Origin of the sequence: Alcanivorax sp. HI0007, assembly GCF_001635525.1 — a bacterium.
Classification (GTDB): domain Bacteria; phylum Pseudomonadota; class Gammaproteobacteria; order Pseudomonadales; family Alcanivoracaceae; genus Alcanivorax.
Genome location: NZ_LWEJ01000074.1, coordinates 22087 through 44596 on the forward strand (window position 1 = coordinate 22087; position 22510 = coordinate 44596).

Here is a 22510-nt window from a genome sequence, read left to right on the forward strand (position 1 = left end):
GCCAGAGTTCGGCATATCGGCCCACAAAAAACAGGGACCCGGGAAGCACCCGGGCGAGACATTATGTTTGGCCGATTTCTGAAACCACGCTGGCAGCACGCCAATCCCGATATACGGCTGAAGGCCGTCGAGCAACTTTCCCCCAGCGATGACGAGGCCACCCTGGCCCGCCTCGCCCGGGGGGATTCCAATTCCCTGGTGCGAGCCGCTGCCAGTGGCCGGATTACCGATTTTTCCCTGCTGGATGAAATCCATCAGCGTGACGAGGAACCCTCCGTGCGCGAGGCCGCCTCACTACGCATCATGGCGTTACTGGCCGGCACCGCCGAAGGCGCTCCCAACAGTGAAACCCGGTTGCGATTGATCCGCCTCACCGGCAACCGGGACGCTCTGGCCTATATTGCCCGCAACAGCCCCGACGAAATGTGCCAACAGGCCGCCATCGAGCGCCTGGACGATGACAGCCTGCTGTTCGAACTGGCGCTGGAGAGCAAGACAGAAACCCTGCGTCTGGAGGCTGCCCAGCAACTGCGCAGCCTGTCCCTGCTCAAGCGTCTGAGCCGCGAAGGCCGCGATAAACGCGTGACCCGGCTGGCCAGGGAACAAGCCAGGGCGTTGCAGGAAAAAATCCAGCTGGAAGAAGCCGAATCCGCACGGGTGGTGCAACTGGCCGATCGACTGGAACAACATGCCCGCCGTTCAGTGGATGCGCTGTATGGCCCGCGCCTGGAACAATTGGAGCAACAGTGGCAGGAAAGCCGTAACAGGGCGACACCGGACCTGGCCGAGCGAGTGCAACAGGCCTTGCAACACTGCCGGCATCAACTGGCGACCCTGCAGGAAGAAACCCATCGCCAGGCATTGGCAGATACCGCCCGTGCGGAGCGCGAGGCCGCCGCTCACAACCTGTATCAACTCCTCAGCCACAGCGAACCGCAAGCCTGGGAAGCCCAACTCGGCGAATTGCGCTCTGCCCTGGCCACCCAGAAACGGCGCTGGGACAGCGCCAATGAGCAAGCGCCAGCGCCTGACAATGACCGGCAGGCCTTCGACGACCTGGTGAGCGCTTTCGAGCGCATGTTGAGCCTGGCTACGGAGATTCTCGACGCCCGAGATGATCCCGCTCGCCTGCGCAGCCTGGCAGAACAGTGGCCGACGGGATATCCCAAGCCGCCCTTGCTGAGTGCACTGGCAACAGAATCCCGCGAAGAGAAGCCCGCTTCCGCTCCCGGCCGGCCGGCGCCCAGCCCCCATCAAGGGCTGCTGGTTGCCCTGAAACGGGAACTCCGTGAAGGCAATTTGCGCCACGCCAACCGGCTCTGGCACAAGGCCCAGGCCATTGTCGAGGAAGGCGATGATCCGGCGCTGGCCAACCAGCTGAAGAAGCTGGAATCCCGACGCGCCGAACTGCAGGACTGGCACCGGTTTGCTGCTGAGCCCAAGAAAGTCTCGCTGTGTGAATCCATGGAAGCCCTTGCCGACAGCGCCATGGATGCCCCGCAACTGGCATCGGCCATCCAGGCGCTTCATGACGAATGGCGGGCCCTGATGAGTTCTGATCAGGATGAGGATCAGGCCCTCTGGGACCGGTTCAAGGCCGCCTCCGATCGTGCCTATGAGCCCTGCAAGGCCCATTTCGCCGAACAGGACGCACTGCGCCAGCAGAATCTGGAAAAGCGCCGCCAGCTTTGCGAACAGCTGGAAGGTTTTATCAGTGCCCAGGACTGGAGCCGGGCAGACTGGCAAGGCATCTGGCAAATCCGCCAACAGGCACCGAAGGATTGGAAGGCCATCCAGCCGGTGCGGTTCACCGATGCCCGGGAGGTGCAGAAACGCTTCTCCGCCATCCTTTCTGACCTGGATGACAAGTTGAAAGACTATGTGGAACAGGCGGAAGCGGCCCGGCAAACCCTGATCGACCAAGCGGCAGCGCTGACCGAGCAGGCCGATGTGGGTGAAGCTACCCGCCAGGCCCAGCAACTGCAGAAACAATGGCGAGACACGCCATGGCTGCCACCGGCTCAGCACCGTGCCGGGCAAAAGCAGTTCAAGAAAATCATGGATGGCCTGTTTGCGGAGCGCAATCGTCAGCACGCCGAGCGCAAGGCAGAACAGGAGGCCCGTTCGCAGGAGGCACAGAGTGCCGTTGAGCGCCTGCAAAACAGCCTGGATGCCCCTTTTTCAACAGATGGCGCCGACGACCTGAAGGACGCACTACGCGCTGTTGAGCAATTCCACAGCGCTGCCCTGCCCCAATCACTGAATCGCCAGGCCCAGCAACTTCGACGCCGCGCCCGGGAAAGACTCGATCGTCTCTCTGAATGGAAACACTGGCAGGCACTGCAAGAGAAGGTAGAGAGCCTTGCCGACACCAATGAGAGTGACGAAACCGCCCTCACACTGGCGGTGGCCTTCGAAGCACTGGCCGGGGTACCCAGCCCGGAAGCTGAACGCCAGCGACGCCTGCAATGGCAACTGGAGAAATTGCCGTCAGCCATGAAGCAGCAGGAGTTTGCCGCCCTGGAGGAGATGGGCCGCCTGCTGGACGCCCACGACCAGGCCGTTTCTACCGCAGTACGTAACCGCCTTCTGCAGGCGCTGGCTGTTCTGGAGCCCGGCAGTGAGTAAGGCCAACTTCCTCACCCGATTCGCCAGCACCCCCAGAGGAATACGCTGGTTTCTCAACTTGTACGGCCCGTATCTCGGAGCTGGAGTGCGGGTGGATTATCTGGCTGAGGATTTCCGCGAATTGAAGGTGTCCATGGGGTTGCGCTGGTACAACCGCAACTACGTGGGCACCCATTTTGGCGGCAGTCTTTATTCTATGGTGGACCCGTTCTACATGCTCATGGTGATGAACGTGCTGGGTCGCGACTATATCGTCTGGGACAAGGCCGCAGAGATTGATTTCATCAAACCGGGCACAGGACGGGTCCATGCGCACTTCCAGCTCACGGATGCCATGCTGGATGATATCCGCCAAGCGACGGCGGATGGCAGCAAGTACCTGCCCTGCTGGCCGGTGACCATCGTCAACGATCAGGGTGAGACGGTGGCCACCATCAACAAAACGCTTTATATCCGCAGAAAATCCCGGCACTGAAGACATCAACCGGTCCCGCTTCCCAGGCTCCTCCATCGGGGTTGCCGTAAAACGCCGGCCAGCCGCCGCTACTGCCCAAAACGCCCCGACTTTTCCAGATAGGCCTGCTCTTCCGCTGTACTTTCCCGGTCCAGAGCCTCATTACGATGGGGGAAACGGCCAAAACGACGAATCAACTCCCGGTGCTGCCTTGCCGCGTTAACACTGTCTTGTATCGACTGGCGACAAAAATCCGGTGATCGTTCCAGCAATGCGGTCATGCTTGTCAGGCAGAGATCCTGCAAATCCTCGTCTTCGGCATGCATGAGCGGCATCAGGAAAAACACCTGGGCGCACAGGGGCAGCTTGCTGTGCATCTGCCTGGAGACCCCTTCCACGGCCAGTGTGGCGGCCCGATGATCGCCCGCAAACGCCCTGCGCTGGCCCCGGTAGATATGGCGGGGAAACTGATCCAGCACCAGGATCAAGGCCAGACGTGACAGCGGCTGACGTTCCCAGTCCACCAGCTCCTGCTGAAGGCCAGCTTCCACATAGGCGCCGAAACGATGGTCTATTTCCGCATCATCTCCGGCGCTGGCCCGAAACCATTTCCGGGTCACCGATGACGCCGGCCAATCCTGGCTCAGGCCATCCTCAAACCAGTAATCCAGTACCTCCTGCCAGGGGGGCGTCAGCTCAAACATCCTCGTCCCCTTTGCCATTGCCGCACTGTGCGGGCAACACCGGTTCAAGCACGGAAATCGCATGGCGCTTCAACAATGGCTGCGCCTCTTCGGTGGGATGAATTCCGTCTTTCTGCAACCAGCCCTGTTCTACCACGCCCTCAAGGAAAAACGGGAACAAAGGCACCTGTTTGTCGTCGGATACCTGACGGAACTGTTGTTCGAACAGGCGGGTATACTGTTGCCCGTAATTGGGGGGAATCCGCATGCCCAGCAGCACAGGCGTCGCATTGGCCGCACGGCTTTTCTCGATCATCTGTGTCAGATTGTTCGCCATGGCCACCGGGGACAGGCCGCGCAGTCCATCATTACCGCCAAGCTCAATGATCACGATGTCTGGCGAATGCGTGTCCAGCAGGGCCTCAAGGCGACTATTGCCACCGGCGGTGGTTTCTCCACTGACCGAGGCATTGATCACGGGGAAATCACGGCAGCGCTGTTCCAGTTCTTTCTCCAACAGGGCGACCCAGCCGGCGGATTTTTCAATCCCGTAGGCCGCGCTGATACTATCGCCAAGCACCAGCAAGCCACCGGCCTGCACAGACAACGACGCCATTGCCAGAACTGTCACTACAAGAAGCCGAATCATGAATACAAAGTCTCCCGTATTGAGCGCCCGAAACCTTGGCAAACGTGTCCAGGGACCAGAGGGCGGACTGGACCTGTTGCAGGATATCACGCTGACGGTGAATGCCGGTGATAGTCTGGCCATCACCGGGCCGTCAGGTTCCGGCAAGTCCACATTGCTTTCCCTGTTGGCAGGTCTGGATGTGCCCACCAGTGGCGAGGTGTTGCTGGGAGACACCCCCTTCAGCAGTGGCAGTGAAGATCAACGTGCACGGCTGCGCGGCGAGCATTGCGGCTTTGTCTTTCAGCATTTCCAGTTGGTAGCGGATCTTACCGCCCAGGAGAATGTGATGCTGCCGCTGGAAATTCTTGGCCGTGACAAGGCCCGCGACACCGCCCGACACTGGCTGGGCCAGGTGGGGCTGGGCAAGCGTTGCCACCACTTCCCCGCCCAACTGTCAGGCGGTGAGCAGCAGCGAGTGGCCCTGGCCCGAGCCTTCGCGGTCGCCCCTTCTTTACTGTTTGCCGATGAACCCACGGGAAGCCTGGATTATGCCAACGGCGAGCACGTGGCAGACCTGCTGTTTTCTCTGAACCGGGAACAGGGCACCGCCCTGGTGCTGGTCACCCACGACCAGACCCTGGCTCGCCGTTGCAGTCGAGCCATGTCGCTGGTGGAGGGCCGTCTTGGTGTTTAAACCCTGGCGTTCCCCCGCATTCCGCGTGCAGGCACTGGCCGTGCTGGTGGCAGCCTTTGCCATGACCGCCATGCTGATCCTGCGCGACACCGTGGACCAACGATTCAATCAGCGAACCGCCGTTGCCCTGGGGGCGGACCTGATCCTGGAAGGCAGTCGTTTTCCGAAACCGGAACAACGGCAATGGCTGGCCGACGCGGAAGGCACCCGGCAGGCCGAGAGCGTGACGTTTTCCAGCGTGCTGATCCATGACGAGCGTTTTTTGCTGGCCAGCATCCGTGCGGTTTCCGCTGGCTTCCCCTTGTATGGGGAAATCCGCATCAGTGACAGCCGATTCGCTGACCCGTATCCGGTGAGCCACGGCCCGAAACCCGGCCATGTCTGGATCGCCGGCACCGGACTGGACCGTCTGGGCATGCAGACCGGGGAGTTTATCACCCTGGGCGAGCGCAGCCTGTTGATCGACAAGGTGATTGTCCAGGAACCGGACCAGCAGGCGGGCTTCTACAGCATGAACCCCCGCGCCCTGATCCATCTTGATGATCTGCAGGATGCAGGCGTACTGGGTGAAGGCAGCCGCTACCGACACAACCTGCTGGTGGCGGCGAATGATGCCACTCGTCAGCAGCTGGAGGATCGTCTGACCCCGGCACTGCGCCCGGACCAGGAACTGGAAACCGTGGCCAATACCGACCTGCGCAGCCGGGGTCCGGTGGAACAGCTTTTCCTGTGGTCGCAACTGGCGGTGATGCTGGTGGTATTGCTTTGCGCGGCAGCCATTTACCTGACCTCCAGCCACCGGGCGCGACACCAGCAAACTCTCTGCGCGGTGATGAAAACCGTGGGTGCCAGCCAGGGCGCCATCGTACGCCGTTTGTTGGGCGGGGATGCCCTGGCATTGTTGATCCCGGCCCTGGTCGGCATTGCCCTGGCCGCTGCCACCGGGCTTTACCTGATCGCCCTGATGGGCGGCAATATGGCGTTCCCCGTCATGGCGCCGCTGCTGGGTATCATCGGCCCGGTACTGCTGTGGCTGGGATTTGCCGCCCCCACCCTGTGGGCGCATCTGGGGTTGCCGGCCACCGCCCTGCTGCAACAACGGGAAAACGCGCCTGGCCGCCAGCGCTGGACCCTGTTGATTGCGCTGCTCACTCCGGTTCCGATTGCGGCCATGATGAGCGGTTCACTGAGCGCGTTGTGGCCCCTGCTGTTGCTGACCTTCGCCATCGCAGTGGGACTGCCATTGCTGCTCTGGCCGCTGGTGTCCCTGCTGGATCGTGCCAGCGGCAAGATGCCACTGGCTGCCCGCCTTGCCTTGCGTCGGCTGAGTCGACGGAAGACCACCACCCTGCCCCTGCTTGCCGCCCTGGTGGTATCACTGGCCGTGTTAGCCATGTCCATACAGACCGGTCGGCAGCTGTTGAGTGACTGGCGATCCACTCTGCCCGAGAACGCCCCCAACTATTTTGTCATCAACCTGTTCGATCAGGATCTGGCCCCGTTCAAAGACTGGCTGGCGGCACATAACAGCGACAGCCAGCCCCTCTACCCGGTGGTACGTGCCCGGTTGACGGCGGTTAATGGCGAACCGGTTCGTGAGGCGGTGACCAAGGAGCAGGACCGGGGCGAGCGAGCATTGAATCGGGACCTGTCACTGACCGAAGCAGACACCTTGCCCGACAGTAACCTCATGCAGGAAGGTCGCTGGGCCGACAGGCCCGGCGAGGTCACAGTGGAAAGCAAGCTGGCCGAATCCCTGGGACTGAAGGTGGGCGACCGGCTGACCTTTACCGGTGCTGCCACCCCCATCAAGGCGGAAGTGGTGGGCTTGCGAGACGTGGACTGGGAGAGTTTTGCCCCCAACTTCTACTTCATGTTTGCCCCCGGCACCCTGGAGGCCCAAAGCCGCACCTGGATCACCAGTTTTTATCTGCCACCGGAGAAGAGCAACGCCCTTGGCAGTCTGGTGCAACAATTTCCCCAGATCAGTTTGCTGGATGTGAATGCGATCCTGGCCACGCTGCAAGAGATTGTGACTCAGGCCAGTCGAGCCGCGTTCTTCGTCGGTCTGCTGTTGATGCTGGCCGCCCTGCTGGTGCTGGCGGCGGCATTGCTGGCCAGTGCCGATCAGATGCGTAAGGACAACCATCTGCTGATCGTCATCGGTGCCCGTCAGCGTCTATTGCGTCGCACCGCGGCTCTGCAGGCCCTGTTCCTGATCGGCGGGGCCGCGTTGTTGGCCAATCTGATTCACTTTGCCTCACTGTTTCCTCTGGGGCAGAGGTTGTTTGATGGGCAGTTGCCGCTGAGTCTCTGGTTGCTGCTGCCCTGGGCTGTCACCCTGGTACTGGTGCTGGCGGCGCAGATCGCGCCACCACTGCAGCCCGCCCCCCGTGGAGGAAAAGCCTGACTGCATTCCCCCTGCACAGGGGGGCCGCAATGCTAGGGGGAGGCTGGGTACTCCGCCCCCTTCCTCAGCCAGAGGAAAACGATGAGCGCGGTGATGCTACTGCCGGCCATCAGCATGGTCATGGGGACCGGGGTGCCATCATGCCAGGCACCCAGTACGGTGCCGATCAGGCCAGCCAACAGGAATTGCAGGGTGCCGTTGAGGCCGGTCGCCGCCCCGCTATCGCGATCGAACAGGCTCAGAAAACTGGCAATACCGTTGGGAATCACCAAAGCCACCATGCCCGCGGTCACCATGATCAATGGCACCACGGCCCACAGCACCAGAGTGTCTGTCAGCGTCAGCACCAACAGGGCCACTCCCGCCAACGCTTGCAGGATCAAACCCGCACGCATGATGTCGGCGCTGGCATAACGGCGCAGCAGGATCACATTCAAGCGGTTCAGACCCAGCATGGTCACCACATTGGCGCCGAAAAAGAGTGGAAACTGCTCCGGGCTGATACCGAAAAAATCCATGTACAAAAAGGCCGCATCGGTAATGAAGACGAACAGGGCGGAAAATGCCAGCCCATTGGCCAGAATGAATCCCATGGCCGGGCGATTGCGCAGCACCCGCCCATAGGCATGAAACAACCGATGCCACAGGGTTTCACTGTCCTGACTGGGCGGCACCGTAGGCAGGGGGAAACGCACCAGCAGCATCAGCAGTGCCCCGTAGCCTGCCAGCATGAAGAAAATGCTCTGCCATCCCGCCAGATTGAGTAACGCCACGCCCACTGCCGGGGCCACCAGGGGGGCAATCAACATCACCAGGCCGATACTGGTCAGCACACTGGCGGCCTGCTGGCCGGTAAAATGGTCCCGCACCGACGCGGCAGCAATCACCACCGAGGCGCCGCCGCCCACCGCCTGCAGAAAGCGCAGGACATACAGCGCCTGAATATCCGCACTGAACGGAATCATCAGGCTGGAGCTGATAAACAACAGCAAACCTGCGTAGGCCACCGGCTTTCGCCCGAAGTGATCCGACAAGGGCCCGCCTAGCCACTGGCCCAGCGCCACGCCCAGCACATAAACACTCACCGAAATCTCCACATCATGGATCGGCACGGCGAAATGTTCGGACATGGCGAGTAAAGCAGGAAGATAGGTGTCAATGGCCAGCGGCCCCAGGGCAACCAGGGTGCCGAGCAGAAGCGCCAGTCGGCGCGGGGAAATTCGGGCTTGCATGCAATGTCCAGTCAGGCAGTAAGAGCGCGATGGTAACGCATGTCAACGCCAGGTTCAGTGATTTTCTGAACCTGATTCAAGTATGCTTATGAAAAACGGGTTGCGGCCACCGGGATGTCCTGTGACCATTAGCCGCTTTGGTGGGCCTGGCACGAGTCTCACCGTTGGGGCGAAAAACCGCGATGGATGCCAGTGATGACAATACAACCAACGGACCGGCGCAGATGCCCCGCAGATTGTTTGCCACTGCATGCTGCCATCGGCCCCATTAATAACGCTGCCCGCCCAACCTGCCGTCATTACCAAACGGAAACTGCATGGATTTAGAGATCGCTTACCAATTGGCCATCATTACCGTAGTGGCCTTCCTCTGCCAGTGGGTTTCCTGGCGCATCAAGCTCCCTGCCATTCTCCCGTTGTTGTTGACCGGTCTGGCTCTGGGGCCACTCACTGGCGTGTTGGAGCCCAAGGAGCTGCTGGGCGATTTGCTTCTTCCCGGCGTGTCGCTGGCGGTTTCCATCATTCTCTTCGAAGGGGCCATGACCCTGCGCTTCGACGAAATCCGCGGCCTCGAGAAAACGGTGCGTCGCCTGGTTACCTGGGGGGCACTGGTGACCTGGTCCATTGTGGCCATTTCTGCCTGGTGGTTATTGAAGCTGTCTTTTGACCTGGCCCTGCTGTTCGGCGCTCTCGTAGTGGTCACCGGGCCTACCGTGATCGTGCCGTTGTTGCGCAGCGTACGCCCGGTGAGCAGCGTGGCCCGGCTGCTGCGCTGGGAAGGCATCGTAATTGACCCGCTGGGCGCCATTTTTGCCGTACTGGCCTATGAGCTGGTGGTGGCCAGCGGCCAGGAAGGCGCCCTGCTCCACACCCTGTGGCTGTTTATCCAGACCATTACCGTGGGCACCGCCATCGGGGTTGTGGTTGCCATGGCACTGGCGGCGCTGCTGCGTCGGCATCTGGTGCCGGAATATCTGCGCAGCTTTCTGGTGCTGTCTCTGGTGATCGGCGAATTCGTGCTTGCCAACGCACTCAGTGAGGAATCCGGCCTGGTGGCCGTCACCGCCACCGGCATCGTGCTGGCCAACCTGAAGGGAGTGCGGACCAACGACATCCTTCACTTCAAGGAAAACCTGTCGGTCATTCTGATTTCCGGCCTGTTTATTGTGCTGGCCGCGCGACTGGAAATGCAGGAGCTGCAGCAGCTTGGGCTGATGGCACTGGTGCTGCTGGCAATTATCCAGCTGGTGGCCCGCCCTGCCTCGGTGCTGGTGGCAACCCTTGGCTCCAATCTGAACTGGCGGGAGAAGTCACTGCTTGCCTGGATTGCACCCCGCGGCATTGTTGCTGCGGCTATCTCCGCCCTGTTTGCCGAACGCTTGCTGCAAAACGGCGTGGCCGGTGCGGAAATGCTGGTGCCCCTCACATTTATGGTCATCATTGGCACGGTGGCCCTGCAAAGCCTGACCGCCCGGCCGCTGGCGCGGTTACTGAAAGTTGCCGAGCCGGCTCCGCGAGGTTTCCTGATTGTGGGAGCCAACCCGGTGGCCCGGGCCATTGGTTCTTCCCTGCAGAAAAACCAGTTCCCGGTGATGGTTACCGATTCCAGCTGGGAGTCCATCCGCCTGGCGCGCATGGAAGGCCTGAGCACCTTCTATGGTAATCCGGTCTCCCAGCATGCAGACCAATACATGGACCTGGTGGGTTACGGAAAACTGCTGGGCCTGAGCCCACGGCGAGAGCTCAACACCATGGCCACCATGCGCTATCGCCTGGAATTCGGAGAGCCCAACATCTTCAGCCTGCCGACCCAACGCAGCGACAAGGAAGTGAAACACGAAGTGGCCCCTGAACACCGGGGCGCCACGTTATTTGGTGCGGAAATGACCTATGCCCGCCTGGCCAGCCTGTTGAGTCAGGGTGCGGAAATCCGCAAGACCCGGCTCACAGAGGAATTCGACTTCAACACCTACCTGCAGACCCCTCACCGCCGGGTATGGCCGCTGTTTGCCATCGACACCCGTGATCGCATCTATGTCTTCAGCGAGGAAAGCCAGCCGGCACCGAAGGCGGGCTGGCATGTACTGGGTCTGGTGAAGGAAGATGCCGCCAAGGAAGAGGCCCGTACTGAAGCCCGCGCAGAAGCGGCTGCGGAAAAAGTGGCCGCAGACAAACAGAAAGGTACCGACAAGGCCGCCAAGAAAGACTGATCTAGCCGGTTTCCCCGGCATCATCCGTAAAGGTGTCAATCAGGCCGCAAACCCGACCATCGTCAAGACGCTGGTCGGGGACGGTTTGCCATTCGGCCATGGCGGTACGCATTCTCTGGCTAAGTGATTGCAACTCGGCAATACGATCCTCCACCTGCTGCAAGCGGGTTTCAATCAGCGTACGCACCTGACCGCAAGGGGTCTCTCCATGCCGAGATGCCTCTGCCAGAGACTGGATATCCGCAAGCGTAAACCCCAGGGAGCGCGCCTTCAGGGCAAACCGCAGCAGCCGTAGATCCGTATTTCCGTAACGGCGATAACCGTTATTCGGGTCCCTGACCGGTTGCAGCAAACCAATGTCGGTGTAATGCCGCACCGTTTCGGTGGTGGTTCCCGTCTTGCGGGCCAGATCGGAAACACGCATATCAATAGTCTCCCGGCACAGTCCAGGGTTGGTAAAGAGTGGGTACCGGGGTGCCCTGCTGCTGGTAATAATTGCGGATGGCGGCGGACAGGGTGTCAGCCCCCAAAGCAGCGGAAAGCTGGTCGAGAAACTCCGTCCCGCCCGGCCCTGTCGCCAGATAACATTGCAGCGCCACGTCGGCCAGCAAGCGATGTTCCGTGTGCCGTTGCCAGGCCCGTGCCAGGTCTGCCTGCACCCATTCACATCGCTGCTGAAGCAACGCCTGCTGCCCTTCCAACCACCATAGATAGGGATCATCGCCGAGGGCACCATGAAGCGTCTGGCTGATTTTACGGTAATCCTCGAGATCAGCGTCCAGAGCCTTCTCGAGCTGCCACAGGGCCGGCTTGTCTGTGACGGCCTGGGCCGCCAGGGCCTGCTCCTCACAGGGTTTGCCGCTGCATTGTGCGAGCCATAACGCCTGCAGCACGGGATGGTCCGCGGCCAGGTTGGCCAGTTCCGGAGCATCAGGGCGCTTGTGCAGCATGGTCAGAAACGCCTTGCCCTGTCCGCGGTTGAATTGATCACTGTAGGCAATCAGCTCACTCAGCTCGAGGCCGCTGCTGTAGTCATACCATCCGGTCAACCGGTAGTCTGGCCCGGGCTCACCCTCCAACCGTAAAAACCCCACCCTGCCGTCAACGAAATGCAGCCTGACGCGGGCGGCAAAACGCGCCCGGTTTTGATTGAATCCGGTGATGGCAAACTGTTCGATGGGGACGTCCTGCACCCAGCGGGCCAGCAGCTTGTCGGGAATGGATACCAGCGCCTGGCGGGCCAGTACCGGCTTCAGCGATCCGCTGCCCAGGTCCGCCCTTAACGCCTGCAGGGTGGCGCTGCCAGCAGCCGCAGAGGATGCGAGGCAGAAAAGCAACAGTGCGGCCCGGAATCGGAAAACCATGGAAAACCTCATTCAGTCCGGCACAGCCTAGGCAAAAAAACGTGCACAAGCCACAACGGACGAAGAATGAAACGGCCGGATCCGTTCTCTGTAGTGCGAGTCATGCTGCCAGGGGACGCCGCCATGCCGACGAACCGTCCTATCGTGCCGGGTAGCCGGTTATCTGCCGGATGGAACGATACAAGGGAGACAGGCGCGGGTACATTTTGCGGTAGACCTGACGGAAGAGCGCATCGTATTGACGCGCCGTCTCCGTGTCAGGCTCAAAGCGCTTGCCTGGTCGTGTCATTGCCGCCACCGCACTGGCATGATCCGCATGCAGCCCCATGGCCACGGCCGCGTTAATCGCCGCACCCAGACCGGAGGTTTCCGAGGTGTGCGGGCGTTCGGCGGGCAAGCCGAATATATTGGCCGTGATCTGCATGATGGCATCGCTCTGGGAGCCACCCCCGGACACCCTTAACGACTGCACTGCAACCCGGTTACGTTTTTCCAGGCGCTCCTTGCCCTCGCGCAACGCATAGGCAATGCCTTCGATGATCGCCCGGTAGAGATGGGCGCGGGTATGCACGTCACCAAAACCGATAATGGCCCCTTTGGCCTCGGGGCCGGGTATGCGCACCCCGGGGTTCCAGAAAGGTTGCAGCACCAGCCCCATGGCACCGGGTGGCGACTCATGCAGGAAGGATTCGAACAGGGTTTCCGGGCTGACGCCCAGCTCTTGCGCCTGCTGCACTTCCTGTTGGGCAAACTCCCGCTTGAACCAGTTCACCATCCAGTAACCGCGCTGGACGATGATCTCCGAATTAAAACGCCCCGGGACCGCGGCACTGTAAGCGGGCACAAAGGGGATCGGTTCCACATAGCGTTCGTTGCAGGTGTTGAAGGTGGCGGTGGTGCCGTAGCTGAGGTTGCCGATGTCCGGGGTAAAGGCGCCTGACCCAAGCACTTCACAGGCTTTGTCAGCGCCGCTGGCGATCACCGGCAACCCGGCAGGAATGCCGGTGTGTCGACTGGCGGCGGCAGTCACCTTGCCCAGGGTCTCCCCCGGCGGAATCAGCTCAGGTAACTGTTCGCGGGTAACCTGCAGGGCTTTCCATTTCAGATCGTGGGGCGGCGCCCAGCGCTGTCCCTTGTAATCAAACGGAATGTAGCCGACCTGGGAGGCCGTACAGTCGCGAATTTCTCCGGTAAGCCGGTAGTTCAGATAGCCGGAGAGCAGCAGAAAATGCGCGGTTCGCTGCCAAATTTCCGGCTCGTCCTGGGCCAGCCAGTTGCATTCTGCCTTGGCCTGGAACTGGCGCAGGGTTTCGCCCTGGCCCAGCAAATTTACCGGCGCCGCATACCACCAGGGAAGCCGGGGGAAATCCGGCGTGCGGCGTTGATCCAGCCAGATCACAGCCGGACGAAGCGGCTTCTTCGCCTTGTCCAGGCAGACTACCGAGGCTCGTTGGGTGGTCAGGGAGACAGCCACAACCCGGGAACGCAGCTCGGCATGCTCCAGCCACAACCCCTGACAAGCCTGGCCCAACTGCTCCCAAAAATAATTGGCATCCTGCTCCGCGTGACCGGGCTGATCCACCACGTAGGGTTCGATATGTTGCTGATACCGGGCCACAAGCTCGCCATGGGCGTCAAACAACATGGCCCGGGCGCTTTGTGTGCCCTGATCCAGAGCCAGCAGTAATGGCGCGCTCATCCTGCAGCCTGCTGTAATGGAGACGCGGGCACACCGTAATAACGCTGATGAATATCCAGGTAGCGGGCCCTTTCTTCCTGCCAGCGCTCGTCATCCCAGCCCAGACTTTGCTGAATCTGTTCTTGCAGGGCATCGAGCCTGGCTTTGCCTGCTTGCGGCAACAGCAAACCCAGGCGGGTCCGGCGCAGCATCAGGTCATCCAGGTGCACCACATCTTCGTGATCCAGAATCCACTGAATGAAATCCGGGTCACCCTGGTCCGCATGGAGGAACGCATCCACGGCTGCGGGCGCATCGCTGATGGGCGTAAAGCCGGGTTCACGGCTTTTCTGGCCGCGTCGGTGGGTGGCGCTATCAATCAGTCCGGTGGCAAGCAAGGCATCCAGGGCGATCAGTCGAAAGGTAGTGAGCTTGCCGCCACTGACGGTGACGATGCCGTTTTCACCCCACACCGCATGGTCGCGGCGCTCTTTGGAGGGGTCCAGCCCCTTCCCCGAGGCAATCACCGGTCGGACGCCGGCAATGGTGGCGTAGATATCCTTGCGGTCGAGTTTGACGTCGGGGAACTGGCTGTTGATGAGGCGCAGCAAGTAGTCCACTTCCTGGCCACTGGCGGCGGCTTCAATGTCCATGTCCTGGGGATGATCCAGGTCCGTCGTGCCCACACAGGTCACTCCCTCCCAGGGGAAGACAAAGACCGGGCGGCCATCATCCGGGTGCATCACCGTCAGGCAATCCTTCACTGGTAGGCGTTCAGGGTCGACAAACAGGTGGCTGCCCCGGAGCGGCCGAACACGCGGGTCGCTGCCGGAAAACCGGTCTGCCCAGGCCCCCGTCGCACTGACCACCCGGCGTGATGAGAGAGTGGCGGTCTGCCCGCTGGTACGGTCTGTGACGGTGATGGCAAATTTGTCTCCATCGGCCATCGCCTGCTCCACCCGGCAATAATTCTGCGCCACCCCGCCATGGCGGGCCGCTTCCAGGATCGCCCGCACCACCAAACGACAATCATCGGTGAGCGCATCCGTATAACTCATTGCGCCGGTCAGCGACTGGCGATTCAAGCCGGGCACCCGCTCCAGCAATTGTTCGCGGCTCAGGTAGCGATGGTCACGGATGCCCGCCAGGAAGTCATAGAGCCAGAGAATGGCTTTCATGGGCCAGCGGCCCGGGAACACCCCTTTGCGCAACGGGAAGAGATAGGTTGCCCGCTCCACCAGCCCCGGCAATTCGTCGATCAGGCGCTCCCGTTCCAGCAGGGAATGGCGCGTCAGGCGAATGTCCCCCTGGGCTATGTATCGCAGCCCTCCGTGGACCATTTTCGAGGAGCGGCTGGACGTCCCCCAGGCAAAATCGGTCTGTTCGAGCAGCAACACACGGAGCCCGCGGCGCGCCGCTTCCAGGAGCACGCCGGCACCGGTGATTCCGCCACCGATGACAACAAGATCCCAATTTTCGTCAGCCAGGGCGTCCAGGGATTGGCGTTTGCCTAACATCAATATTCCTTCTCAAGTCCGGGACGTTGCGTTTTCAAGCAAACAACCCGGGTTCAACCGTTGCTGGGGATCAAAGTGCTTCACCAGCGACCCCAGTGCTGCCATGCCCTGATCACCTTTCTCATGATGGAGCCAGGGAGCGTGGTCGCGCCCTACCCCGTGCTGGTGACTGATCGTGCCGCCATGGGCCACGATGGCATTGCTGGCCGCCTGTTTCATGGCCTGCCAACGTTCCAGGGTCGCCTGATACGTGTCGGAGCAGCGAAACACATACGTGGTATAGATACTGGAACCCTGCGGATACAGGTGTGACAGATGGGTAAAGACATGCACCTTCTCTCCCTCCCCCACATTGTCGCGCACCGCCTGTTCCATGGCCTCCATGGCCGGGGTGACCTGCTTCCAGTCCACTGCTGTCTCGAACGTGTCCACCACGTAACCATGCTCCCAGAGGCCATGGCGAAGATAGGGAGAGCGGAAACGGGACTCTTCCCACTTTTTGCCGAGCAGCTCACCAACCACCGTGCCGCCGGCGGCGCGAATGCGCTTCTTGACGGTGGCCAGTGTATGGCGCACCAGTGCCCTTTCCCCGGTGACACCAAAGGTGATCATGCATTTTTCATTCCGGCAACCGCGTAATGCCAGGTAGCGGTGCAACACAGAGACCATTTTTTCATGCCCGGCCAGCATCAGATGGGTACGGGTCTCTTCCGCATTGGACAGGCGCAGCATGGAAAGCGGCAGCTTTGCCTGGGTGAGGCTGCGTACCAAGGTCTTGGCTGTTTCCCAATCCGGCGCAAAGGCCACCTGAAAGGTTTCCATTTCCGGCAAAGGCGTAATCCGGACGTTGACTTCGGTAATGACGCCCATGCGCCCTTCCGAGCCCATGATGATTTCCCGCAAATCCGGCCCGGCGGATGAGGCCGGGATGGTGGGGATATCCAGGGTGCCCCTGGGGGTTTCAACACGGCCTCCGGCGAACATCTGCTCGATGCGACCGTAACGCATGGACTGCTGACCACTGGAACGGCTGGCTACCCAGCCTCCCACAGTAGAAAGCTCCCAGGATTGCGGAAAATGCCCCAGCATATATCCCTTTTCCCGCAACTGCCCTTCCACTTCCGGTCCCGGTGTACCGGCTCCGAAAGTGGCAATCTGGCTTTCCTTGTCCAGATGCAGCAGCCGATTCATGGCCGCCAGGGACAGGGTCAGGACCGGCTTGTCGCTGGCTGGCGGGTTGATGTGCCCTGCTACGGATGTGCCACCCCCATAGGGGATAACCAGCACATCATGCTCCTGTGCCCAGACCAGCAAGGCTTTCACCTCAGCGCTTTTGGTCGGTATGGCGACACCATCAGGGAAACAGCCGAAATCACCGGAGCGCATGGCCAGCCAGTCCGGCAGGCTTTGCCCGCGGGCGTGGCGGATCCGGGTTTCCGCATCGGTTCGGATCAGCGGGTGGGCTGGCAGACGGGAGGGAGGGACCGCCTGGGATACCGTGGTGATTTCCGCATCAGGCAAGGGTGTGGCGGAACCAAGGCGGGATTGTAAGAAAGTCAGGCCAGAGGCCTTCAGCGGATAATGGTTGGCGCTGTCGCCCCAGCCGTTCCAGCGTCGCATGCAGCGTACTCCTTGATGTTGGGAATCCGTCAGCCCCGAATGAGAGAGGATGGACAGGGGCAGATCGGACCTGACTCATGCCCCATGGTAGACCTGCAGAGTGAGGTTTTCACTGGCGCAGGGGGACACCTGATGGACTATTTCGGACACGCAAAGTATTGCCATCGCCGTTACCGGAATCATGGATCCGGTATGCGCATATCCCGAACGGCAACCGGTTTTTTTCGTACAAATTCGTAAACTCGTGAAGACGCCGCTTTACCGACCCTGTTTGCAGGGCTATTGTCTCTACACTCTCAAACCATTTTAAAACCAATACCTTATATAATTTACAAGGAGTTTCCATGAAACGTTTTATTGGCTGCCTGGCACTGGCAGGTGCTGTTTCCCTGCAGGCAGGCTGTAGCACCATCAACCCCTATACCGGTGAGAAGCAGACCTCCAAAGCCGGCATGGGTGCCGGTATTGGCGCTGTAACCGGTGCCCTGATCGGTATCGCCACGTCCGACAGTGCCAAGGAACGCAAGGAGCGGGCACTGAAAGGGGCAGGTATTGGTGCCGTTGCCGGCGGCGGTGTGGGCTACTACATGGATGTCCAGGAAGCCAAACTGCGCGAAAAAATGGAAGGTGCTGGCGTCTCTGTGACCCGTGATGGTGACAACATCATCCTGAATATGCCGGGTAACCTGACCTTTGATACCGACAGCACCACGGTGAAGCCTTCTTTCCGTCCGGTACTGGATGCGGTGTCTGAGGTCCTCAAGGAATACAAGTCCACCATGATCCAGGTGGCCGGTCACACCGACAGCACCGGCGGTGACAAGTACAACCTGATGCTTTCCCAGCAGCGCGCCCAGTCCGTGGCCAATATCCTCAGCGGTTTCGGCGTTGAGCAAGTGCGTCTGGACACCGTCGGTTTCGGCGAAACCCAGCCTATTGCCAGCAACAGCACCGCCAGCGGTCGTGAACAGAACCGCCGCGTTGAACTGACCCTGCTGCCCTACACCGAGTAAGGTAGTCAGGTTCGTGTGGAGGTGGGTGCCCTCACCCACCTCCCATTCCCGCCGCTTTTTTCAATTCCCCCGCAACATCCAGAGTGCATCACGATTTCCTTCGCGCCATGATCCGTTCAGACTCGTGACGGAAACAATGAAGGAACAGATCGTGGTGACAGCCTCTCAGCCGGTGACAGACACACAGTGGCAGGCCATCCTGGAACGGGACCGCAACGCGGATGGGCGTTTTGTCTATGGGGTGATCACTACCGGCATTTTTTGCCGGCCCAGTTGCCCGGCAAGACGTCCCAATGTGGAAAATGTGCGGATTTTTCCTGATGGCACCGCAGCCTTGCAGGCGGGATTTCGCCCCTGTCGTCGCTGCACCCCCCTTTCTGTGGCAGGCTCGCCGGTAACCGCCACCGTAACCGCCCTGTGTCGGCACATTGAACACAGCCACACTCTACCTACCCTGGAAGAACTGGCCGCACAATGCGGCTGGTCACGCTACCATTTGCAACGCCAGTTCAAGGCCGTCACCGGTCTGACTCCCCGGGAGTATGCGTTGGCGGTGCGCCGACGACGCCTGTGCGGAAATTTACAGCGCCACACTTCCATCATTGGTGCCATGGAGGACGCCGGCATGGAGTCCAGCAGTCAGCTTTATACCCAGGGCAAGGACATGCTTGGCATGCGCCCGGGCCAGTACCGCTCCGCGGGCAAGGGTACCGCTATCCGCTTTGCCATCGCGGAATGCAGTCTGGGCAGCCTGCTGGTGGCAGAAACCTCCCAGGGCCTCTGTACCATCAGCCTCGGCGATGAGCCTGAAGCACTATTGGAAGAATTTCAGCAACGCTTTTCCGGTGCCGAGCTTCTCCCTCCGGATGGGGCATTTGATGACAAAGTGGCCCAAGTGATTTCGCTGATCGAAGATCCGCGGCAAGGCCTGTCGCTGCCGCTGGATATTCGTGGCACTGCATTCCAGCAACGGGTCTGGCAGGCGCTTCGACAAATACCACCGGGCACCACCCTGTCCTATCAGGAGCTGGCGGAGAAAATCGGCCAGCCGAGTGCGGCCCGGGCAGTGGCGTCGGCCTGCGCCGCCAACACGCTTGCCGTAGCTATTCCCTGCCACCGTATTGTGCGACGGGATGGTCATCTGTCCGGTTATCGCTGGGGAGTCGAACGCAAGCGTGTCTTGCTCAAGCGCGAACGGGTTATCAGGGCCAGTGAGTGTGACAAATGACTGACCGGCGGAGTGTATTGCTCCCTGAGGATTTCGATCACCAGGCCTTTCTGGATTTTCACCGGCGGGATGTGGAGGCAGTAGCTGAAACCGTGGATGCGAGCACATTGCGCAAAGCATTCATTTGGCAACAGGCGCCTGTCTTACTGACAGTGGAATTCCATGAACCGGCCCGGGCCCATGTGACCTTTCACTCTGACGGGAAAATGCCACAGACGTCGCCTTGCCAGGATGACCTGGTGCGACATCTGCTCGGTCTCGATCAACCCACACGGGAGTTCGAGACCCAGGCGGACAAGCATCCCCTCGTCGGCGCCCTGGTCCGCTCCCAGGCCGGATTGCGGATACCACAATCCGCCTCGCCGTTTGAGGCACTCAGCTGGGCGATCATCGGCCAGCAGATCAGTGTGGCGGCTGCCGTTTCCATCCGTCGGCGTCTGATACAGACAACCGGCCGCAGGCACAGTGCCGGGCTTTACTGTTATCCCGATGCCAGGGATATCGCCCAGGTCTACGCGGGTACCCTGCGTGACTGTGGCCTGTCCCACAGCAAAGCAGATTGCTTGCTGACTGTCGCCCGACGCTGTCTCGACGAGGCGCTTCTGCCTGAGCGGCCCATCGCGGCAGCCGAGCTGGAAACCCTGCGCAGGACCTTGCTGGAGATACGAGGGCTGGGTCCATGGAGTGTTCACTATGCCTTGCTGCGGGGCTACGCATGGATGGACGGCAGCCTCCACGGGGATGTGGCCGTGCGCCGGGCAATCCAACAATTACAGGGTGATGTCACTCCGCCGACCGCCCGGGAAGCCGAAACCTGGCTGGCAGACTTCCGCCCCTGGCGCAGCCTGCTGGCGGCCCATCTATGGAAATCTCTGTCGCTAAACGCCTGACTCGATCTGGCCTATGACATCCGGTATTTCCGAAGGGTGCACTGAGCCTAGGCAAACTGCACCGATTCGGCACCGGGGATGGTGCAGTTCGCCTTAGGCTCAGTGCACCCTACGAGGCTGAAGTATTCTTGACCGGTTTTCGCAACTCGAAACTCTGACCTCGCCACTGACTCCCTACGCATTGTCAGCCGCGGAACGCACCAGCCGCCAGGCCAGCCAGGTCAGCGGCACCATCAGGGACAAGACCAGCAGATAGGGCCAGCGATGATCCAGGGTATACAACCCGGTGCCGACCAGGGGCCCAAGAATAAAACCCAGGGCCGGACAGGCACTTGCCAGGCCGGCGACCCTGCCCTGCTCTTCGCTGCTGACGCGCAGGCTGGCCAGAGACATGATCGCCGGCATACCAAAGCCCAGCCCCAGGCCAACCAGCAAAACCGCCACACTCATTACCCATTGCTGATCAGCCAGCCACAATATCAACGCACCAAGACCGATTGCGGGCACCGCCAGAATCACCAGCAAGGTCGCCGGGGCACGCAACCATTGCACGACCACAATCTGACCGACCAACGAGGTCACCGCCGCCGCCATCATGGTTAATCCCAGAGCACGCGCCGCAGCGGCCGGCGATAATCCAAACTGATCCTGAAACAGAAAGCCCAGGGTTTGCTGAATCAGCGCAAAGCTCATAAACAGCATCACCCCGGTGAGCAGAAGATCCCGCAATCGCGGGTCCGCATAGGCACCCAATCCGCTACGCAGCACCCTGGCCAGTGATACGGTTCTCGCGGTGGGCTGATGGGGCGAGGCAGGCAGCCACAATGCGGTGGCCAGTGCCATCAACGCCGTCAGGGCAGCCACGCCATAGAGCGGGAAAACCAGCCCCACCGCTGCCAGCAGGCCACCGGACACGGGGCCGATAACCGTGCCCAGGTTGTTGGCCGCACCGATACGGCCCATGCCCTGGGTGCGCTGCTCCGGGGTAGTTATATCCGCAGTGTAGGCAGCGGCAGCCGCCGGTGTAGCGGCCATGATTGCTGCCTGCAGCATGCGGCTTAACACCAGCCCGGCCACCAATAGGCCGCCCGCCAGGCCACCGTGCAGGCCGATATCAAACACCAGCGCAAACATCAGTGTGCCCAGGGAATAGCCACTGAGCCCGATCACCAGCACCCGCTTTCGCCCCAGGGATTCGCTGAGGGTGCCCCACACCGGGCTGGCCAGCGCAAAAACCAGTGAGGAACAACTGATAATCAGCCCCACCTGCATTTCCGCCAGGCCCGTGGCCCGCCCCAGAGAGGGCAGCAGCGTGAATACCAGGGTCTGGCCCAGGGCCGTCACGGCCACGGCCGTCAGCAGGATTGTGTGGCTGAGGGTCCCCGGGTTAGGGTTTGTCGCCGCAGAGGAAGCATTCAATGAAGACATATCCCGCCCCGAGCCTGGCTGAATGGCTGGCAGATCGCCCCTTCACCCTGGCCATGTCGTCCGGTTTTTTTGGTTTTTTTGCCCATTTTGGTGTCGTCAAAGCCCTGAAAGAACATGATTTGGCGCCAGCGCGTTACTGCGGTTCCAGTGCCGGAGCCCTGGTGTCAGCCTGCATGGCCGGTCAGGCATGCCCGGAAAAAATGGAACTTACCCTGACAGGTCTGTGCCGGGAGCATTTCTGGGACCCTGCCCCCGGGCTGGGACTGCTTGCCGGCAAACGTTTCCGCAGTTTGCTGCGGGAGATGCTGACGCTGACCGATCTGGCAGACAGCCCCACCCCGGTGGCCCTGTCTGCCTGGCATGCGGGTACCCGCCGCACGCGGGTGCTGAATGCGGGAGATCCCATCGAGGCCGTTTATGCGTCTTGCGCCGTGCCGTTCCTGTTTCAACCGGCACGCATTGACGGTGACTACTATTGGGATGGCGGCATTGCTGACCGACATGGCCTGGCCAGCACCTGGCCCGGCGAGCGCGTACTCTATCACCATCTGCAATCCCGATCCCCGTGGCGTCGGGCCAATAGCCCTGCCTTGCAGGCCCCTTTGCGCCCCAACCTGATCACCCTGGCCATTGACGGCCTGGCCCGCAGCGGTCCGGGGAAGCTGGAACAGGGGCCCGTGGCGTTACAGCAGGCTTATAAAGCGACCTCTCAGGCGCTGGCCAAACCGGTCCGGCAGGGAATGGTCAACGTGGAGAGCGTGTAATGAAACGTAGGATGCACCGAGCCCCCAGATCGGTGCAGTTCGCTTAGGCTCAGTGCACCCTACGCT

General features: G+C 61.0%; 18 protein-coding genes. 9 read left to right on the plus strand and 9 right to left on the minus strand.

The features are described 5' to 3' along the window. The first annotated feature begins 63 nt into the window (after positions 1–63). Entirely contained in the window at positions 64–2628 is a 2565-nt protein-coding gene (locus A3714_RS03600; protein ID WP_063509327.1) for a DUF349 domain-containing protein, read from the plus strand. After that, on the plus strand, positions 2621–3103 hold the full coding sequence (locus tag A3714_RS03605) for a DUF4442 domain-containing protein (protein ID WP_063509328.1): 483 nt from the start codon (positions 2621–2623) through the stop codon (positions 3101–3103). The genes A3714_RS03600 and A3714_RS03605 overlap by 8 nt, the downstream gene beginning before the upstream one ends. Before the next feature lie 68 nt (positions 3104–3171). On the opposite strand, the gene A3714_RS03610 is transcribed toward A3714_RS03605, so the two are convergent. Both A3714_RS03610 and A3714_RS03615 read right to left on the minus strand, forming a co-directional pair. After that, complete coding sequence (locus tag A3714_RS03610) at positions 3172–3786, minus strand: DUF924 family protein (RefSeq protein ID WP_063509329.1); 615 nt, start codon at positions 3784–3786, stop codon at positions 3172–3174. Further along, on the minus strand, positions 3779–4414 hold the full coding sequence (locus A3714_RS03615; protein ID WP_063509330.1) for an arylesterase: 636 nt from the start codon (positions 4412–4414) through the stop codon (positions 3779–3781). Before A3714_RS03615 ends, A3714_RS03610 begins: the two co-directional genes overlap by 8 nt. Between A3714_RS03615 and A3714_RS03620 the strand changes: the two genes are divergently transcribed. Both A3714_RS03620 and A3714_RS03625 read left to right on the plus strand, forming a co-directional pair. Beyond that, positions 4413–5090 carry an ABC transporter ATP-binding protein gene (locus A3714_RS03620; RefSeq protein ID WP_062816035.1) on the plus strand — a complete coding sequence of 226 codons (678 nt, stop codon included), beginning with the start codon at positions 4413–4415 and terminating at the stop codon, positions 5088–5090. The genes A3714_RS03615 and A3714_RS03620 overlap by 2 nt on opposite strands. After that, on the plus strand, positions 5083–7500 hold the full coding sequence (locus tag A3714_RS03625) for an ABC transporter permease (RefSeq protein ID WP_063509334.1): 2418 nt from the start codon (positions 5083–5085) through the stop codon (positions 7498–7500). Before A3714_RS03620 ends, A3714_RS03625 begins: the two co-directional genes overlap by 8 nt. 32 nt (positions 7501–7532) lie before the next feature. Here the strand turns inward: A3714_RS03625 and A3714_RS03630 are convergent, their stop codons facing one another. Then, entirely contained in the window at positions 7533–8732 is a 1200-nt protein-coding gene (locus A3714_RS03630; protein WP_063525867.1) for a multidrug effflux MFS transporter, read from the minus strand. 317 nt (positions 8733–9049) lie between these two features. Between A3714_RS03630 and A3714_RS03635 the strand changes: the two genes are divergently transcribed. Then, positions 9050–10942 (plus strand): sodium:proton antiporter, encoded by a 1893-nt coding sequence (locus A3714_RS03635; protein ID WP_063509605.1) that lies wholly within the window; start codon positions 9050–9052, stop codon positions 10940–10942. A gap of 1 nt (position 10943) precedes the next feature. Here A3714_RS03635 and A3714_RS03640 read toward each other — a convergent pair whose 3' ends face one another. The 5 genes from A3714_RS03640 to A3714_RS03660 form a co-directional block, all read right to left on the minus strand. Continuing rightward, on the minus strand, positions 10944–11366 hold the full coding sequence (locus A3714_RS03640; protein WP_063509606.1) for a MerR family transcriptional regulator: 423 nt from the start codon (positions 11364–11366) through the stop codon (positions 10944–10946). Position 11367: 1 nt separating this feature from the next. Beyond that, positions 11368–12306, minus strand: coding sequence for a hypothetical protein (locus A3714_RS03645; protein WP_063509607.1), 939 nt, complete (start codon positions 12304–12306; stop codon positions 11368–11370). Between the two features lie 139 nt (positions 12307–12445). Further along, on the minus strand, positions 12446–14005 hold the full coding sequence (locus A3714_RS03650) for an FGGY-family carbohydrate kinase (protein WP_063509608.1): 1560 nt from the start codon (positions 14003–14005) through the stop codon (positions 12446–12448). Continuing rightward, positions 14002–15501, minus strand: a complete 1500-nt coding sequence (locus A3714_RS03655; protein ID WP_063509609.1) for a glycerol-3-phosphate dehydrogenase/oxidase — start codon at positions 15499–15501, stop codon at positions 14002–14004. The genes A3714_RS03650 and A3714_RS03655 overlap by 4 nt, the downstream gene beginning before the upstream one ends. Positions 15502–15513: 12 nt before the next feature. Further along, complete coding sequence (locus A3714_RS03660) at positions 15514–17121, minus strand: FAD-binding oxidoreductase (protein WP_063509610.1); 1608 nt, start codon at positions 17119–17121, stop codon at positions 15514–15516. Between the two features lie 344 nt (positions 17122–17465). On the opposite strand from A3714_RS03660, the gene A3714_RS03665 reads away from it, so the two are divergent. The 3 genes from A3714_RS03665 to A3714_RS03675 all read left to right on the plus strand — a co-directional run bounded on the left by A3714_RS03665 (position 17466) and on the right by A3714_RS03675 (position 20252). Continuing rightward, entirely contained in the window at positions 17466–18134 is a 669-nt protein-coding gene (locus A3714_RS03665; protein ID WP_062816043.1) for an OmpA family protein, read from the plus strand. A gap of 151 nt (positions 18135–18285) precedes the next feature. Next, positions 18286–19362, plus strand: a complete 1077-nt coding sequence (gene ada, locus A3714_RS03670; RefSeq protein WP_231867822.1) for a bifunctional DNA-binding transcriptional regulator/O6-methylguanine-DNA methyltransferase Ada — start codon at positions 18286–18288, stop codon at positions 19360–19362. Then, positions 19359–20252 (plus strand): AlkA N-terminal domain-containing protein, encoded by an 894-nt coding sequence (locus tag A3714_RS03675; protein WP_063509904.1) that lies wholly within the window; start codon positions 19359–19361, stop codon positions 20250–20252. The genes ada and A3714_RS03675 overlap by 4 nt, the downstream gene beginning before the upstream one ends. 174 nt (positions 20253–20426) lie before the next feature. Here A3714_RS03675 and A3714_RS03680 read toward each other — a convergent pair whose 3' ends face one another. Beyond that, positions 20427–21680, minus strand: a complete 1254-nt coding sequence (locus A3714_RS03680; RefSeq protein ID WP_062816046.1) for an MFS transporter — start codon at positions 21678–21680, stop codon at positions 20427–20429. On the opposite strand from A3714_RS03680, the gene A3714_RS03685 reads away from it, so the two are divergent. Further along, positions 21671–22444, plus strand: coding sequence for a patatin-like phospholipase family protein (locus tag A3714_RS03685; RefSeq protein ID WP_063509905.1), 774 nt, complete (start codon positions 21671–21673; stop codon positions 22442–22444). The two genes, A3714_RS03680 and A3714_RS03685, sit on opposite strands and share 10 nt — an antisense overlap. The last annotated feature ends 66 nt before the right edge of the window (positions 22445–22510 follow it).